1 pseudogene is annotated in these 511 nt (G+C 51.1%); it reads left to right on the top strand.

Annotated elements, in window-relative coordinates:
* Positions 1 to 120 precede the first annotated feature (120 nt).
* Positions 121 to 511: pseudogene (locus tag ACOCD2_RS26245) on the top strand (hypothetical protein); the annotation flags it as partial.

Genomic DNA, 511 nt, shown 5'->3' with positions numbered 1-511 from the left:
GCAAGAGGTGCGTTATCGGAGTAAAGTGTTAATGGCCCATTTTCTTGGGGGACGTTTAGTACGTGTTGTGTGGTGTGAATTCAAGAGTGAAAGTGGCCACTGGAAAAAGCGCATTTATTATTGAGTACCGATGCCAAGCTGACCCCGGAACAGATCATCGAAGCCTATGGAGAACGCTGGTCGATTGAATCGATGTTCAATCAACTGAAACTCTCCTGGGGCTTGAAAGAGGCCTGGCAACAAACCCGCCAGACGCTGCATCGTTGGGTGCACCTGACCTTGGTGGGTTATGGTCTGATCCAATTATTGGGCTATCTGGATGATCAGACCGTCAGGCAACTGTGTTGCCATTCGCCCTGGCGAAAGGACATTCCCACAACGGCAGGGCAGCTCCGTAAAGGACTGCTACTGATTTTTCACCATGTCCCTGTCCGGCAGTGGTGGAACCGTAAATGCAGAAAATTCGAACCGCCCAATTGGCGAGGAAGTGAGCAGGATGCAGCAATCAGCG

Source organism: Thiolapillus sp. (genome assembly GCF_048562965.1).
GTDB classification, from domain to species: domain Bacteria; phylum Pseudomonadota; class Gammaproteobacteria; order Chromatiales; family Chromatiaceae; genus Thiolapillus; species Thiolapillus brandeum_A.
This window is presented reverse-complemented; position numbering and strand designations above follow the sequence as displayed.